Annotated in this window: 14 protein-coding genes; 4 read left to right on the top strand and 10 right to left on the bottom strand. The window is 73.2% G+C overall.

Features of this window, described 5'->3' with window-relative positions:
- Positions 1–20: 20 nt before the first annotated feature.
- The 7 genes from OG852_RS13100 to zapE form a co-directional block, all read right to left on the bottom strand.
- Positions 21–908 (bottom strand): polysaccharide deacetylase family protein, encoded by an 888-nt coding sequence (locus OG852_RS13100; RefSeq protein ID WP_330348013.1) that lies wholly within the window; start codon positions 906–908, stop codon positions 21–23.
- A 63-nt stretch (positions 909–971) separates the two neighbouring features.
- The gene (locus OG852_RS13095; protein ID WP_330348012.1) at positions 972–2,363 is read right to left on the bottom strand and encodes an alkaline phosphatase PhoX; all 1,392 of its coding nucleotides are present in this window, start codon (positions 2,361–2,363) and stop codon (positions 972–974) included.
- Between the two features lie 90 nt (positions 2,364–2,453).
- Positions 2,454–3,410: a slipin family protein gene (locus OG852_RS13090; RefSeq protein WP_330348011.1), complete on the bottom strand. Its 957-nt coding sequence runs from the start codon at positions 3,408–3,410 to the stop codon at positions 2,454–2,456.
- A 151-nt stretch (positions 3,411–3,561) separates the two neighbouring features.
- The gene (locus OG852_RS13085) at positions 3,562–5,040 is read right to left on the bottom strand and encodes a SulP family inorganic anion transporter (protein WP_330348010.1); all 1,479 of its coding nucleotides are present in this window, start codon (positions 5,038–5,040) and stop codon (positions 3,562–3,564) included.
- 8 nt (positions 5,041–5,048) lie between these two features.
- Positions 5,049–5,630 carry a carbonic anhydrase gene (locus OG852_RS13080; protein ID WP_133914610.1) on the bottom strand — a complete coding sequence of 194 codons (582 nt, stop codon included), beginning with the start codon at positions 5,628–5,630 and terminating at the stop codon, positions 5,049–5,051.
- 94 nt (positions 5,631–5,724) lie between these two features.
- Positions 5,725–6,132 (bottom strand): hypothetical protein, encoded by a 408-nt coding sequence (locus OG852_RS13075; protein WP_133914609.1) that lies wholly within the window; start codon positions 6,130–6,132, stop codon positions 5,725–5,727.
- A gap of 160 nt (positions 6,133–6,292) precedes the next feature.
- Positions 6,293–7,438 carry a cell division protein ZapE gene (gene zapE, locus OG852_RS13070; protein ID WP_443064524.1) on the bottom strand — a complete coding sequence of 382 codons (1,146 nt, stop codon included), beginning with the start codon at positions 7,436–7,438 and terminating at the stop codon, positions 6,293–6,295.
- Between zapE and OG852_RS13065 the strand changes: the two genes are divergently transcribed.
- The 4 genes from OG852_RS13065 (at position 7,437) to msrB (ending at position 10,807) form a co-directional block, all read left to right on the top strand.
- On the top strand, positions 7,437–8,243 hold the full coding sequence (locus OG852_RS13065; RefSeq protein ID WP_330348008.1) for a pyrimidine reductase family protein: 807 nt from the start codon (positions 7,437–7,439) through the stop codon (positions 8,241–8,243). The two genes, zapE and OG852_RS13065, sit on opposite strands and share 2 nt — an antisense overlap.
- 135 nt (positions 8,244–8,378) lie before the next feature.
- Positions 8,379–8,852 (top strand): indole-3-glycerol phosphate synthase, encoded by a 474-nt coding sequence (locus OG852_RS13060; protein ID WP_208117237.1) that lies wholly within the window; start codon positions 8,379–8,381, stop codon positions 8,850–8,852.
- Between the two features lie 148 nt (positions 8,853–9,000).
- On the top strand, positions 9,001–10,386 hold the full coding sequence (gene murC, locus OG852_RS13055; RefSeq protein ID WP_133914606.1) for a UDP-N-acetylmuramate--L-alanine ligase: 1,386 nt from the start codon (positions 9,001–9,003) through the stop codon (positions 10,384–10,386).
- A 13-nt stretch (positions 10,387–10,399) separates the two neighbouring features.
- Positions 10,400–10,807, top strand: coding sequence for a peptide-methionine (R)-S-oxide reductase MsrB (gene msrB / locus OG852_RS13050; protein WP_330348007.1), 408 nt, complete (start codon positions 10,400–10,402; stop codon positions 10,805–10,807).
- A 6-nt stretch (positions 10,808–10,813) separates the two neighbouring features.
- On the opposite strand, the gene OG852_RS13045 is transcribed toward msrB, so the two are convergent.
- The 3 genes from OG852_RS13045 to OG852_RS13035 form a co-directional block, all read right to left on the bottom strand.
- Positions 10,814–12,082: a lysylphosphatidylglycerol synthase transmembrane domain-containing protein gene (locus OG852_RS13045; RefSeq protein ID WP_330348006.1), complete on the bottom strand. Its 1,269-nt coding sequence runs from the start codon at positions 12,080–12,082 to the stop codon at positions 10,814–10,816.
- Between the two features lie 204 nt (positions 12,083–12,286).
- Positions 12,287–13,729 (bottom strand): sensor histidine kinase, encoded by a 1,443-nt coding sequence (locus OG852_RS13040; protein ID WP_330348005.1) that lies wholly within the window; start codon positions 13,727–13,729, stop codon positions 12,287–12,289.
- Entirely contained in the window at positions 13,726–14,418 is a 693-nt protein-coding gene (locus tag OG852_RS13035; RefSeq protein ID WP_133914603.1) for a response regulator transcription factor, read from the bottom strand. Before OG852_RS13035 ends, OG852_RS13040 begins: the two co-directional genes overlap by 4 nt.
- Positions 14,419–14,437: the final 19 nt, after the last annotated feature.

The following is a 14,437-nucleotide window of genomic DNA, read 5'->3' as shown; positions in this document are numbered from 1 at the left end:
GCGTACGGAAGCGCACGCGGTCAGGACCGCCCCCGGGACGCCCCGATCAGCTCCGACACCTTCACGAACCGGTACCCCCGCCGCCGCAGCTCGGGGACGATCGCCCGCACCGCCCGCTCGGTGACGGGTGCGGCGCTGCGGGTGCAGTGCATGACGACCACGGACCCCGGCCGCACCCCGTCCAGCACCTCCCGGGCCACCGCGTCGGCGTCCGTCGCGAACGCGTCCCCGCTCACCACGTCCCACTGCACCGCGGTCACCCCGAGCCCGCCGACCGCCCGCAGCGCCCGCCGGTCGTAACAGCCGCCGGGGAAGCGGAAGTACGGCATCGCGTTCGGCACGCCCGCCTCGCGGAACGCCGTGTACGCCCGTTCCACGTCCGCCCGCATCCGGTCCTCGGAGACGGTCGGCAGGCCGTAGCAGTCGTCGGTGAACGCGTAGTGGCTGTAGGAGTGGTTGGCGACCTCGAAGAGCGGGTCCCGCCCGATGGAGCGGGCCTCGGCCGGGTACTCCTCGGCCCACCGCCCGGTCATGAACACGGTGGCCGGCACCTTCAGCCCGCGCAGCGCCGAGATCAGCCCCGGGTTGTCGAAGTGCTCCCCGCGCGCCGCCCGGGGCCCCTGATCGGCGGTCATGTCCGCGTCGAAGGTGAGGGCGACGGTCCTGCCGAGCGTACGGGGACCGTTCTCGAACACCGGGGTGAGCCCGGCCGGCCCGGGCGCCAGCGTCGGCGCCCGGGAGGGCTCGGCGGAGGGGGACACGGAAGGGCCGGCGGAGGCGGAGGCCGAGGCCGAGGACGGGGCGGGTGCCGCCGGGCGGCCGGTCCGGGGTGCCGCAGAGGTGCCGCACGCGGTGAGCGCGGCACCGAGGGCACAGACGGCGGCCAGACGACGTACAGGAATGATCACCGTAAGAAAGTACGAGAGGTCACGCCTTAGGTATGACCATACGACGGGATCTCTCCGTCGGCGTCACCCGCCCGGCCGCTCCCCGCGCCAGGGCCCCGTCACCGCGAACGTGGTCCCCGGGGTGTAGCAGTTGACGTACATCGTCCGGCCGTCCGGGGAGAAGGTGACGCCCGCGAACTCGCCCCACTCGGGTGCCTCGGCCGTGCCGATGTTCTGGCGGTTGCGCGCCATCGGGTACACCGCGCCGCCGCGCGTCACGCCGAAGACGTGCTGGGCCCCGTTGCCGTCCTCGCAGACCATGAGGCCGCCGCTGGGCGCGAGGCAGATGTTGTCGGGGGACTCGCCGGGGAGCCGGACGTCCGTGTCGGGGCCGAAGACGATCACCAGGGTGAGCCGGCGGCGCGCCGGGTCGTAGCGCCAGATCTGGCCGAAGTGGTCGGCCGCCGAGCCGTCCGCGGCCCGGGCGAAGGAGGAGACGAAGTACACGCACCGGCCGCCCCAGTAGCAGCCCTCCAGCTTCTGTGCGTGGGTGATGCCCCTGGGACCGAAGTCCTGGAGCCGGACGGGCGTTTCGGCGGCCAGCGGGTCCGGCACGTCGACCCACTCGACGCCCTCGAAGACGGCGCCCGCCTCCTGGATCGAGGACAGGTCCGGCACTCCCGGCACCCGCATCGCCTGCAGCCGGCCGCCCGCGCGCAGCGAGCCCACCCCGCCCAGCGGCTTCTCGGGCAGGAAGCGGTAGAAGAGGCCGAACGGCTCGAGGAAGGCGTCCTCCGTCTCGTAGACGACCCCGAGGTGGGGGTCGACGGCGATCGCCTCGTGCTGGAAGCGGCCCATCGCCGTCAGCGGGACGGCCCCGGTGCGGCGGGGGTCGGACGGGTGGACCTCGAAGATGAAGCCGTGGTCCTTGGTGTAGCCGTTCGTGCCGGCCCTGTCCTCGGTCTCCTCGCAGGTCAGCCAGGTGCGCCAGGGGGTCGGGCCGCCCGCGCAGTTGACGGCCGTCCCGGCGAGGGCGACCCGCTCCGAGAGCACCCCGCCCCGGGGGTCCAGGGTCAGGGCCGTACAGCCGCCCTTGCCCGCCGGGTCGTACGTCAGGCCCTCGACGGTGGGGACGGGGTGGGCCGCGGTGGGGCGGTTCTCGTGGTTGCGGACCAGGTGGACACGGCCGCGGTCGCCGGGGAGGGCGGTCATGCCGTCGTGGTTCGAGGGGACGACGCCCTCGCCGGAGCGCAGGGGATCGCCCTCACGGGAGAGCACCCGGTGGCGGAAGCCGGCGGGGAGGTCGAGCAGACCGTCCGGATCGGGGACGAGGGGGCCGTAGCCGGTGCGGCCGAGACCCTGCGCGGCGGCGGTGCCCGCGAAGAGGTCGGCAAGGGCGCCGGTGAACGCGATGCCCGCACCGAGGGCACCGGTGCGGGCGAGGATCTGACGGCGTGTCGTGGACGTGCGGGACATGAGGGAACCTTCCTGCTGGCGGACAGGAACTGTGATCCCGGTGTGTCTACCACCCGGGGCGCGCCCCGGGAACCACGCCTTCGGCCCGTGTCACCCGTCCACCACGGGGGGAGGGGGCGGAGGGCCGGCCGGCGCATCCGGAAGACCGTCGGGGGGCGGATCCGGAAGGGGGTCGAGCGGAGGAGCCGGGTACGGCTCGACCGGCAGGCCCTGATCGGGGCGATTACGGCCGGGTTCCGGGGGCCGGCCCGGAGCGGGCTCCGCCGGCTCCGGTGACTGTCCCGGCGGGTACGGGGCCCTCTCCAGGAAGCGCAGCAGTTCCACCGGGATGGGCAGCACCAGCGTGGAGTTCTTCTCGGCCGCCACCGCCATCACCGTCTGGAGCAGCCGCAGCTGGAGCGCGGACGGTGTGTCGGCCATCTGCTGGGCCGCCTCGGCGAGCTTCCTCGACGCCTGGAGCTCGGCGTCCGCGTTGATGATCCGGGCCCGGCGCTCCCGGTCGGCCTCGGCCTGGCGGGCCATGGAACGCTTCATGGACTCCGGCAGCGACACGTCCTTGATCTCGACCCGGTCGATCTGCACGCCCCAGCCGATCGCCGGACTGTCGATCATCAGCTCCAGGCCCTCGTTGAGCTTCTCCCGGTTCGACAGCAGGTCGTCCAGCTCGCTCTTGCCGATGATCGAGCGCAGCGAGGTCTGGGCCATCTGGGAGACGGCGAAACGGTAGTCCTCGACGTTGATGACCGCCGCCGCCGCGTCCACGACCCGGAAGTAGACCACCGCGTCGACCCGCACGGTCACGTTGTCGCGGGTGATGCCCTCCTGCGCCGGGATCGGCATGGTCACGATCTGCATGTTGACCTTGCGCAGCCGGTCCACGCCCGGAACCACCGTCGTGAAGCCCGGCGCCCGCACGTCCCCGCGCAGCCGGCCCAGCCGCAGGACGACCCCGCGCTCGTACTGTTTGACGACCCGCGCGGCCGCCCCGAGATACACCAGGCCCGCGGCACCGGCCGCCAGGACCGCGCCCAGCACTTCCTCGAGCATGACGACCTCCTGGAGAGAGGGCCGTTCTCCCGGACAGAGGGTCACTCTGCCCGCATATGCAACGATATGCCCGTTGTCCGCAACGGTATGCCCGCCGTCCGGTCCGGGGCCACGCCCCGGGCCCCGGACCGGACGACGGTTCCTTCGGCTCTCAGCCCGCCGTGACCCGGACCGGTTCCGTGCCGGCCGCGCTGTGCTGCTGGGCCCAGGTCTCCAGGGCGGTGCGGCAGGCGTGGTCGAGGTGGTGCAGGCCGCTGAGGTTCAGCTCGACGGGGCGGTCCTGCGGGAGGGCCTCCAGGCTGTCGAGGATCTTCGGCAGCCGCAGGAAGGTCGCGTTGCCCGACAGGTGCGCCTGGACGGGGCCGGCGCCCTTGTCGACGATCTCCATCCGGATGTGCGAGGCCTCCCAGGCCGTCTTCACCACCGCGAGCGCCAGTCCGATGAGGACGCCCTCGAACATGCTGACCGCGACGATCGACACGGCCGTGACGACCAGGATCAGCGCCTCCCCGCGGTGCTCGCGCCACAGGGACGCGATCGCGCGCAGCGGCACCAGCTTGGCGCCGGCGTGGACGAGGACACCGGCCAGCGCCGGGATCGGGATGTAGGCCAGCAGGCCGGGCAGCAGCGCCGCGAACAGCAGCAGCCAGACGCCGTGCAGCACCCGGGACGCCTTCGTACGGGCGCCGGCCTGGACGTTGGCCGCGCTGCGCACGATCACCGCGGTCATCGGCAGCGCGCCGAGCACACCGCAGAGCGCGTTGCCCGCGCCCTGCGCGACCAGTTCCCGGTCGTACTCGGTGCGCGGACCGTCGTGCATCCGGTCCACGGCCGCCGCGCTGAACAGCGACTCGGCGGACGCGATCAGGGTGAACGCGACGATCGTGCCGAGCAGCCCCACGCTCGCCGGCTCGCCGAAGGCGGACAGCGGCGGCGGCTGGACGGAGCCGAGCAGACCCCGCACCTCGACGGTGGCCACCGGCAGGTCGAGCAGCACGGCGGCGAGGGTCGCGAGGCCCACCGCGGCGAGCGGGCCGGGCACCGTGCGCGCCTTGGCCGGCAGCCGCTTCCACAGCACCAGGACGGCGACCGTACCGGCGCCCAGTGCCAGCGAGGCCGACGCGCCGGCGCTGCCGAACGCGTCCACGAGCGCCCCGGGGAGCCCGGCGATCTTCTCCGGGCCGGAGTCCGGGGCCTTGGCACCGGCCACCGAGTAGAGCTGGCCGGCGATCAGCACCAGGCCGATCCCGGCGAGCATGCCCTCGACGACGGAAATCGAGATGGCCCGGAAGTACCGGCCCAGCTTGAGGGCGCCCATGGTGATCTGCAGGGCGCCCGTGGCGAGGACGATCACTCCGAGGGCGGGCAGGCCGAACTCCCGCACCGCCTCGAAGACCAGCACGGTGAGCCCGGCCGCGGGCCCGGAGACCTGCAGGGAGCTGCCCCGCATCAGACCGGTGACGATGCCTCCGACGATGCCGGTGACGAGCCCCAGCTCGGCCGGCACGCCGGAGGCCACGGCCACGCCCACGCACAGCGGGAGCGCGACCAGGAAGACGACGAGCGAGGCGGCGAAGTCCTGCCGCAGATGGGGGAACCTGGCTATTCGGGTGTTCTTCGGCTGGGTCATCGCGGCGCTCACAGGGCTTCGAAGCCGTCGGTGGCCACGCGGTGTTCGAGCACCGCTCCGGTGTGCACCTCGTAGTACCAGCCGCGCACCCGCAGCCGGCCGTCCGCGAGCCGCTTCTCCACACAGGGGTAGGAGCGCAGCCGCAGCAACTGGGCGAGGACGTGGTTCTGGACGGCGAGGGCGACCGCCGGGTCGGCGGGGTCGGCGGCCGACGGCTCGTCCGCGGCGTGCGCGAGCCAGTCGCGTACGGCGGGGACGGCGTCGAGGTCGTCGCCGCGCACCAGCGCGCCGACCGCGCCGCAGTGCGAGTGGCCGCAGACGACGACGTCCTGGACGCCGAGGACCTCCACCGCGTACTCGATGGTGGCGGCCTCGCCGGTGGGACGCTCGGAGCCGTACGGCGGGACGATGTTGCCCGCGGTGCGCAGCTCGAAGAGCTCGCCGGGACGGGCGCCCGTGATCAGCGCGGGGACGACCCGCGAGTCGGAGCAGGTGATGAACAGGACCTGCGGGGACTGGCCTTCGGCGAGCTTGGCGAACTCCTCAGGGCGCTGTCCGAACGTACGGGCGTTGTCGATGAGGGGCTGCATGACGTGGTGACTCCTCCTGGCGCGCTGTGGGGGCGCGTCGGGCTGCTGGACACAGGACAGGTGGGGGAACTGCGAACTGCGGTTCTGCTCCGCGTCAGCAGCGGAACACCTGGAGTGCCGCCGGGGAGTGGGCCGCCGAGGATCTCGACGTGCGGTGATGGGGTGCGGCCGGCCGGACCGGTTGGTGCGCGGCGGCCGGGTCCAGCGCCAGCAGGGCGCGCTCGGGCTCCTGGGGGGCCGAGGCGGCGGTGGCGGTGACGCGGTGGCGGTCGCGGGAACGCAGGGGGTCCGCCGGGCCGCCGGGGTGGCCGCAGTCGCGGACGGTGACGTACTCGTCGCGCAGGGGTTTGCCAGAGGGCTTGATTCCGGTCTTGGTCTTGGCCTCGACCTGACGCACGGTGTGCGCGTGTGCGAAGGGCGACGTGGGTGCGAAGAACGGGAGGGCGAGCAGAACGGCGGCGAGGAGCGCGAGCGCGGTCCGGGCCGTCGTACCTCGGAACATGTGCCCCCCTTCCGGCTGCGCGCACGTCTAGTCCGGACCAATGGTTGGTCAACGACTGGTCAAGAAACACGTTAACCCTGCAAAGTTGTTTGCAGGGTTAACTCGGCGTTTCGAGAAGAAGTGCGCCTCAAAAGCGAGGGTGATGTGGCGTGAATTCCCTCTAGACGGCTTCGGTGAGCCGCTTCGCGTCCCGGGCCAGCGCGGTGAGCCGCGAGATCGCCCGGAAGTACTTCTTGCGGTAGCCGCCGTTCAGCATCTCCTCGCTGAACAGCCGGTCGAAGGGGAGTCCGGAGGCCAGCACCGGGACCTCGCGGTCGTAGAGCCGGTCGGCCAGGACGACCAGCCGCAGGGCCGTCGACTGGTCGGGAACCGGCTGGACGTCCGTGAGGCACACCGCCTTCAGGCCATCGGTGAGCGCTCCGTAACGGCTGGGATGGACCTTCGCGAGATGGTCCAGCAGATGCGGGAAGTCGTCGAGCGAGGCGCCCGGGGTGGCGTACGCCGTCTTCGTCACCTGTGCGTCGGAACACGGCGCCGGCGCCTGGGGCAGCCCCCGGTGGCGGTAGTCCTCGCCGTCGATGCGCAGGGTGCGGAAGTGCGCGGACAGCCCCTGGATCTCGCGCAGGAAGTCCACGGCCGCGAACCGTCCCTCGCCGAGCTTGCCGGGCAGCGTGTTGGAGGTCGCGGCCAGCGCCACGCCCGCCTCGACCAGCTTGCCGAGCAGGGTCGAGACGAGCACGGTGTCGCCCGGGTCGTCCAGCTCGAACTCGTCGATGCACAGCAGCCGGTGGCCCGAGAGCGTGCGGACCGTCTGCTGGAAGCCGAGGGCGCCCACCAGATTGGTCAGCTCCACGAAGGTGCCGAACGCCTTCAGCGCGGGCTCGGCCGGCGTGGCGTGCCACAGGGAGGCCAGCAGGTGGGTCTTGCCGACGCCGTAGCCGCCGTCCAGGTAGACCCCGCGCGGACCGGCCGGCGCCTTGGGCGCCTTCGCCCTGCCGAAGCCGAGGAAACCCCGCCGGGCGCCGCCGACGGCGTGCGCCCCGCCGAGTCCGCCCGCGAAGGACTCCAGGACCGTCACGGCCTCGGTCTGGCTGGGCTGGTTCGGGTCCGGGAGATACGTGCTGAAGCGCACCGAGTCGAACCGCGGCGGCGGCACCATCTCGGCGACCAGCCGGTCCGCGGGGACGAACGGCTCGCGGGCGCACAGGGACAGCGGGGCCGCGTCGGCTATTTCGTCGACAGGGGCGGCGGGGGTGGAGGACGACACGGTTCCCCATGCTAATCCGCGTGCCAGACTGCGAGGCATGCGACGGCTGTTCCCTGTGACCGACCAGACACCCGACCAGACATCCGCCCCGACGTCCGCCGCGGTGCCCGAGGACCGGGAGTGGAGCCTCGACGAGCTCGCCGAGGCCTACGCCTACCCCGCGTCCGCGCCCGGGGAGCCGCGGCCCTGGCTGCGGGCCAACATGGTCTCCACACTCGACGGCGCAGCCCAGCACGACGGGCGCTCCCAGCCCATCTCCACCGCGACCGACATGCGGATCTTCGGCACGCTGCGGGGGCTGGCGGACGTGGTGGTCGTCGGTGCGGAAACGGTACGGCAGGAGGGGTACCGGCCGGCCCGCGAGCGGGCGGAGTTCGCCGCGCGCCGGGAGGCGGCCGGGCAGGGGCCCGCCCCCGCGATCGCGGTGGTCACCGCCAGTCTGGACCTGGACTTCTCCCTGCCGCTGTTCACCTCGCCGCTGGTGCCGACCCTGCTGCTGACCGGCGCCGCGGCCGCCCCCGACAAGGTGGCCGCCGCGGAGAAGGCGGGGGCTCGGGTGGTGATCGCCGGGGACGGGATGGGCGTGGAGCCCGCACGGGCCGTCCGGGCGCTCGCGGAACGCGGGCACACCCGGCTGCTCACCGAGGGCGGGCCCCGGTTGCTGGGGCAGTTCGTCGCGGCCGGGGTGCTGGACGAGCTCTGTCTGACCGTCTCCCCGATGCTCACCGCGGGGGACGCGCAGCGGATCGCGGGCGGGCCCTCGATCCCGGTGCCGCGGCGGTTCGCGCTGGTGTCCCTGCTGGAGGAGGGGGGGTTCCTGTTCGGCCGCTATCGGCGGTCCTGACATCGTTCCGTGGTACCGGTGGTCCCGAGAACGGCGGAACCCACCGTTCCGCTTGGCTTCCGGTGGGCACACTAAGACTCGCACGCCCCGTGGGACCACGGGGCAGGATGGTTTCCGCAGAAGGGGCGGCGCCCGGTGTTCACAAGCGTTCTGATGATCGAGAAGGCTCTTACCTCCGCCGACGTGGAGTTCGTCACCACCCTGCACGGGGACGAGGCGGTCGCGTTCCACGTCCTGCTCCAGCCGCGCGGCGACCAGGCGGACCGCCTGCTGCGGGCCATCGACGACGTCGCCCTCGGGGAGCTCGACGAGGCGGCGCGGGAGCGTCGGACCCCTGAGGGCGACGAGGCGAAGGGGTTCGGGGAGAGAGCGCTGGAGGTGTCCTTGCAGGCGCTGCACGCCGCCGGCAGTTCGGCGCAGGGGCGGCTGGTCGAGGATCACCCGTTGGACGCACTGAAGTCCCTGGTGGAGGAGGCGGGGGCGGACGAGGTGATCGTGCTGACCGATCCTCACTACGTGGAGGAGTTCTTCCATCGGGACTGGGCTTCACGGGCCCGGCACAAGGTGGGGGTGCCGGTGCTGAAGCTTTTCTCGCACAGCAAGGCGTAGCCGGTCGGGTGCGGCGTCCTTGGGGCTGGTCGCGCCCACGCGGCGGAGCCGCACATCGATACGGTCCCGCGCCCCTGGATGGGTCCAGTGGCGCCTGCGCAATAGGGTGGGGGCGGTTCACCGTCGTACGCACCCCTGGAGATCACGCATGGCAGCCGGCCTTCCTCCCGCCATGGACCGACCGCACTTCATCGGCATCGGCGGCGCCGGGATGTCGGGGATCGCGAAGATCCTCGCTCAGCGCGGGGCGAAGGTGGCGGGCAGTGACGCCAAGGAGTCCGGGACCGCGGCGGCGCTGCGGGCGCTCGGCGCGACCGTGCACATCGGGCACGCGGCCGAGCATCTCGCCGACGACGCGAGCTGTGTCGTCGTGTCCTCGGCGATCCGGAAGGACAACCCGGAGCTGGCCCGCGCGGCCGAGCTGGGGATCCCGGTGGTGCACCGGTCGGACGCCCTGGCCGCGCTGATGGACGGTCTGCGGCCGATCGCGGTCGCGGGGACGCACGGCAAGACCACCACCACGTCCATGCTGGCGGTCTCGCTCTCCGAGCTGGGCCTGAAGCCGTCGTACGCCATCGGCGGCGACCTGGACGCCCCCGGCTCCAACGCGCTGCACGGCGAGGGCGAGATCTTCGTCGCCGAGGCGGACGAATCGGACCGCAGTTTCCACAAGTACACCCCCGAGGTCGCGATCGTCCTCAACGTGGAGCTGGACCACCACGCCAACTACGCGTCGATGGACGAGATCTACGAGTCCTTCGAGACCTTCGCCGGGAAGATCGTGCCCGGCGGCACGCTGGTGATCTCCGCCGACCAGGCGGGCGCCCGGGAGCTGACCCGGCGGGTCCAGGGCGTGAAGGTGGTGACGTACGGAGAGGCCGAGGACGCCGACGTACGGGTGCTGTCGGTCGTACCGCAGGGGCTGAAGAGCCTGGTGACGGTGGTACTGGAGGGGCAGGAGCTCACCTTCACGGTGTCCGTCCCCGGCCGGCACTACGCGCTCAACGCCGTCGCCGCGCTGACCGCGGGGGCCGCCCTCGGCGTCCCGGCGGCGGAACTCGCCCCGGCTCTCGCCGCGTACACCGGTGTCAAGCGCCGGCTCCAGCTCAAGGGCGAGGCGGCGGGCGTCCAGGTGATCGACTCCTACGCCCACCACCCCACCGAGATGACCGCAGACCTGGAGGCGATGCGCGCGGCGGCCGGCGACGCCCGCATCCTGGTCGTCTTCCAGCCGCACCTGTTCTCCCGGACCCAGGAGCTCGGCACCGAGATGGGCGAGGCCCTGGCCCTGGCCGACGCCTCCGTGGTCCTCGACATCTACCCGGCCCGCGAGGACCCGGTGCCCGGCGTGACCAGCGCGCTGATCATCGACGCGGCCCGGGCGGCCGGCGCGGACGTGACCGCCGTGCACGACAAGGGCGAGGTGCCCGAGGTCGTCGCGGGAATGGCGAAGCCCGGTGATCTCGTTCTCACCATGGGCGCGGGCGATGTGACCGACCTGGGCCCGCGCATTCTGGACCGTCTGTCGAGTTGAGGGGCTGAGGATCGTGTCGTACGACGTCGAGAAGCAGGACGAGCAGTGGCGGGCGGAGCTGACGCCGACCGAGTACGCCGTGCTGCGCCAGGCCGCGACGGAGCCCGCCTTCACCGGTGAGTACACCGACACCAAGACCAAGGGTGTCTACTCCTGCCGGGCGTGCGGCGCCGAACTGTTCACCTCCGCCACCAAGTTCGACTCGCACTGCGGCTGGCCGTCCTTCTTCGACCCGAAGGACACCGACGCGGTCGAGCTGATCGAGGACCGTACGCACGGGATGGTCCGCACCGAGGTCCGCTGCGCCCGCTGCGGTTCCCACCTCGGGCATGTGTTCGAGGGTGAGGGGTATCCGACGCCGACCGACCAGCGCTACTGCATCAACAGCGTCTCGCTGCGACTGGCGCCGGACGCGGACTGACGCCGGTCAGAGCAGTTTGCGCTGCACCATCGCCGACAGCACCAGCACCCCCGGCAGCAGCGGCAGCCAGACCGTCAGCGTGCGGTAGCCGATCACGGTCGCGGTGGCCAGGGCGAGCGGGGTGCCGTAGCCGGCCAGGGTGAGGACCAGGGCCGCGTCCACCGGGCCGATGCCGCCCGGGGCGGGGACGGCGCCCGCGGCGGTGCTGGCGGCGAGGAACGCGAACAGCAGCTGGGGCCAGGACAGGGGAAGGTCGAGCGCCTTCCCCACCGAGGCGACCACGCTCGCCTGGATCAGCGGGGCGGCGGCGGCCCCGCCCCACAGCGGCAGGAAGCGGCTCGGGCGGGTGTGCAGCCGGCGTGCGTCCGTGAGCGCCGTCCGGACGAAGTCCACGACCGGGCCGCGCACCGCCCGCACCAGGGCCAGCACCAGCGCGGCCCCGGCGGGGACCAGCAGCAGTCCGGCCACCGCTCCCAGCAGCGTCCGGCCGTCCGGGAGGAGCGCGGCCGGGCGTACGGCGGTCGGGGCGAGCAGCAGGAAGGCGAGCACCACCGGGGTCTTCGCCACCGCTCTGACCAGGGAGTACAGGGCGACGGAGGCAGTGGCCCGGGGCAGCGGGACGCTGCGGCGCTGGAGGAAGCGGACGGTCACCGCGTGGGCGCCGATGCTCGCGGGCAGGACGTGGTTCGCGGCGCCCGCGGCGATCTGCGAGGCCACCAGCGGGCCCGGGGGCAGCCGGTCGGGGACCGCGCCCTGGCGGACACAGGCGGCGGCGACCGAGCCGAGGTAGGTGAAGACGAGGCCGAGGAGCAGCCACCAGGGGTCGGCACCGGCCAGCCGGGCGGTGCCGTCGCGCACGGCGTGCCAGTCGACGGCCGCCCAGATGCCCAGGTACAGCACGGGGAGCAGACTCACGGCATGCCGGGCGAAGACCCGGAAGCGGCGGGGAACCGCGCCCGGTGACGGGGCCGCGGTCGTGGGGGCGGTGGCGCAGGGGGCTGCGGTCGCGGGGAGCGGGGGCGCGGTGGTGGCGCACGGGGATGCGGTCGCGGGGAGCGGGGGCGCGGTGGTGGCGCACGGGGATGCGGTCGCGGGGAGCGGGGGCGCGGTGGTGGCGCACGGGGATGCGGTCGCGGGGAGCGGGAGCGGGGCGGTGGCGCAGGGGGATGCGGTCGCGGGGAGCGGGGGCGCGGTGGTGGCGCAGGGGGCTGCGGTCGCGGGGAGCGGGAGCGGGGAGGTGGCGGCGGGGCTCGTGGGGAGCGGCAACAGGGTCACGGCGCACGTCGTCCTTCCGCGGCGCCTCGGCGGGCGCCGTACAGGCCCTGGGTGGGGAGGGGAACGGGGGAGAAGTTTCCCCTCCGGTGTGACGGCGCGGTGTCCGGGAGCCGACGAGGTGCGGGCGGAGGGGCGACCGGGGTGCGGTGCGGCTGTGAAGGTTCTGCCCCCGCCGGCCCCGGCTCATCCCGTCGGCCCCGTGGTTCAGGGGCGTCCCGGGGGCAGGGTCAGCAGGAAGGTCGTGGTGCCGGGCTCCCCGGTCAGGTGCAGGGTGCCGCCGTGCGCGGTGACCAGGGAGCGGGCCACGGAGAGGCCGAGGCCGCTGCCGCCGCGGTCGCGGCTGCGGGCCTTGTCGACGCGGTAGAAGCGGTCGAAGACCCGGTCGCGGTCGCCGGGCGGGATGCCGGGGCCCCGGTCGGTGACGCGGACGACGGCCGCGGTGGGGGTGGCGGACACCTCGACGGTCACCGGGGTGCCGGGCGGGGTGTGCACGGCCGCGTTGGTGAGGAGGTTGTCCAGGACCTGGCGGATGCGGTGCGGGTCGATGCGCAGGGGAAGGGCGGCGGGGCCCGGGGCGAGCGTCAGGGGGTGGCCGGGGCGGGTCGCGCGGAAGGCGTCCGCCGCCTGCCCGACCAGCTCCACCAGATCGGCGTCCTCCCTGCGCAGCGGGGTCTCCACCTCCGCCGCGTCCAGCCGGGCCAGCAGCAGGAGGTCGTCGAGGAGGACCCCCATCCGGGCGGCCTCGGCGCGCAGCCGGGCCAGGTGCCTGTCGCGTTCCTCGGGGGCGTTGGCGGCCGCGTACTGGAAGAGGTCCGCGTAGCCGCGTACCGACATCAGCGGGGTGCGCAGCTCGTGCGAGGCGTCCGCGACGAACCGGCGCAGCCGCTGCTCGGCCTTCGCGCGCACGGCGAGGGAGTCGTCGATGTGCTCCAGCATGGTGTTGAACGCGGTGCGCAGCTCCTCCACCTCGGGGCCGCCGCCGGGACGGTCCGCCCGCAGGGGGAGACGGGACGCCGACTCGGTCAGGTCGTGGGAGGCGATGCCGTGCGCGGTGTGCGCCATGTCGCTCAGCGGCTGCAGCCCGCGCCGCAGCATGGCCCGGCCGAACACCACCAGCGCCGCCAGCGCCAGCACGAACGTCACGACCTGGATGGTGATCAGGTGCTGCACGGTGTTGTCGATGTCGTCCATCGGCGCCCCGCTGACCAGCACCACCCCCGGCTCGACCTCGCACGCCCGCAGCCGGTACACGCCGTCGCCCCGCAGGTGCGCGGTGCTCACCACCTCGTGGTCGGTGACGGTCTGCTCCCGGGCCAGCGTGGTGAGGTCGGCGACGTCCTCGGGCACGTCGCCGGGGTCCTCCGGCTTGCGCAGCACGGGCGTGCCGTCGCGCACGTCGTACACGGCGTAGTACCAGCCCCAGTACTTCTTTCCGGTCAGGCTGCCGGACTCGACGATGCTCTTGCTCTGGGCGACCTGGGCTATCGCGAGCTGCTCGTTGAGCTGGGCCGACAGATAGTCCCGCATGTAGGTGGTCAGGGCCGTGCCGACGACCGCGAACACCACCAGCGCCAGCGCGCCGAGGCCCAGCGCCAGCCGGGTGCCCAGCCGCATCCCGCGGTACGTCCGCCGCAGCCGGCGGATCACTCGGCCGCCTGCCGGATGACGTACCCGAAACCCCGCACCGTCTGGATCAGCGGATCCTCGCCGGTCACGTCCAGCTTGCGGCGCAGCCGGCTCACCACCAGCTCCACCACGTTGGACCGGCCGCCGAAGCCGTACTCCCACACGTGGTCGAGGATCTGCGCCTTGGTCAGCACGGTCGGCGACTTGCGCATGAGGTAGCGCAGCACCTCGTACTCGGTGGGGGTGAGGGTCAGCAGCCTGCCGGCCCGGCGGACCTCGCGGGTGTCCTCATCCATCGTCAGGTCCGCGACCCGCAGCACCGAGCGCTGGAAGCCGGGCCCCGTGCTGCGCCGCAGGACGGTCCGCAGCCGGGCCATCAGCTCCTCCACCGCGAACGGCTTCACCAGATAGTCGTCCCCGCCCCGGGTCAGCCCCGCCACCCGGTCCGCGACCCCGTCCCGGGCCGTGAGGAAGACCACCGGCACCATGGTCCCCGACTGCCGCAGCCGGTCCAGGACGCCGAAGCCGTCGATGTCGGGCAGCATCAGGTCGAGCACCACGATGTCCGGATGGAACGCGGCGGCGCGGCGCAGCGCCTCCTCACCGGAGTTCGCGGTGACCGCCTCCCAGCCCTCGTAGCGGGCGACCGTCGCCACGAGATCGGCGATCGGCGGGTCGTCGTCCACGACGAGGAGTCGTACTTTTTCCACCTGCTCATACTGCGCCACG

This window comes from Streptomyces sp. NBC_00582, assembly GCF_036345155.1.
Lineage (GTDB): Bacteria > Actinomycetota > Actinomycetes > Streptomycetales > Streptomycetaceae > Streptomyces.
The sequence above is the reverse complement of the archived record's forward strand: the minus strand, read 5'-3'. Positions and strand labels throughout refer to the sequence as shown.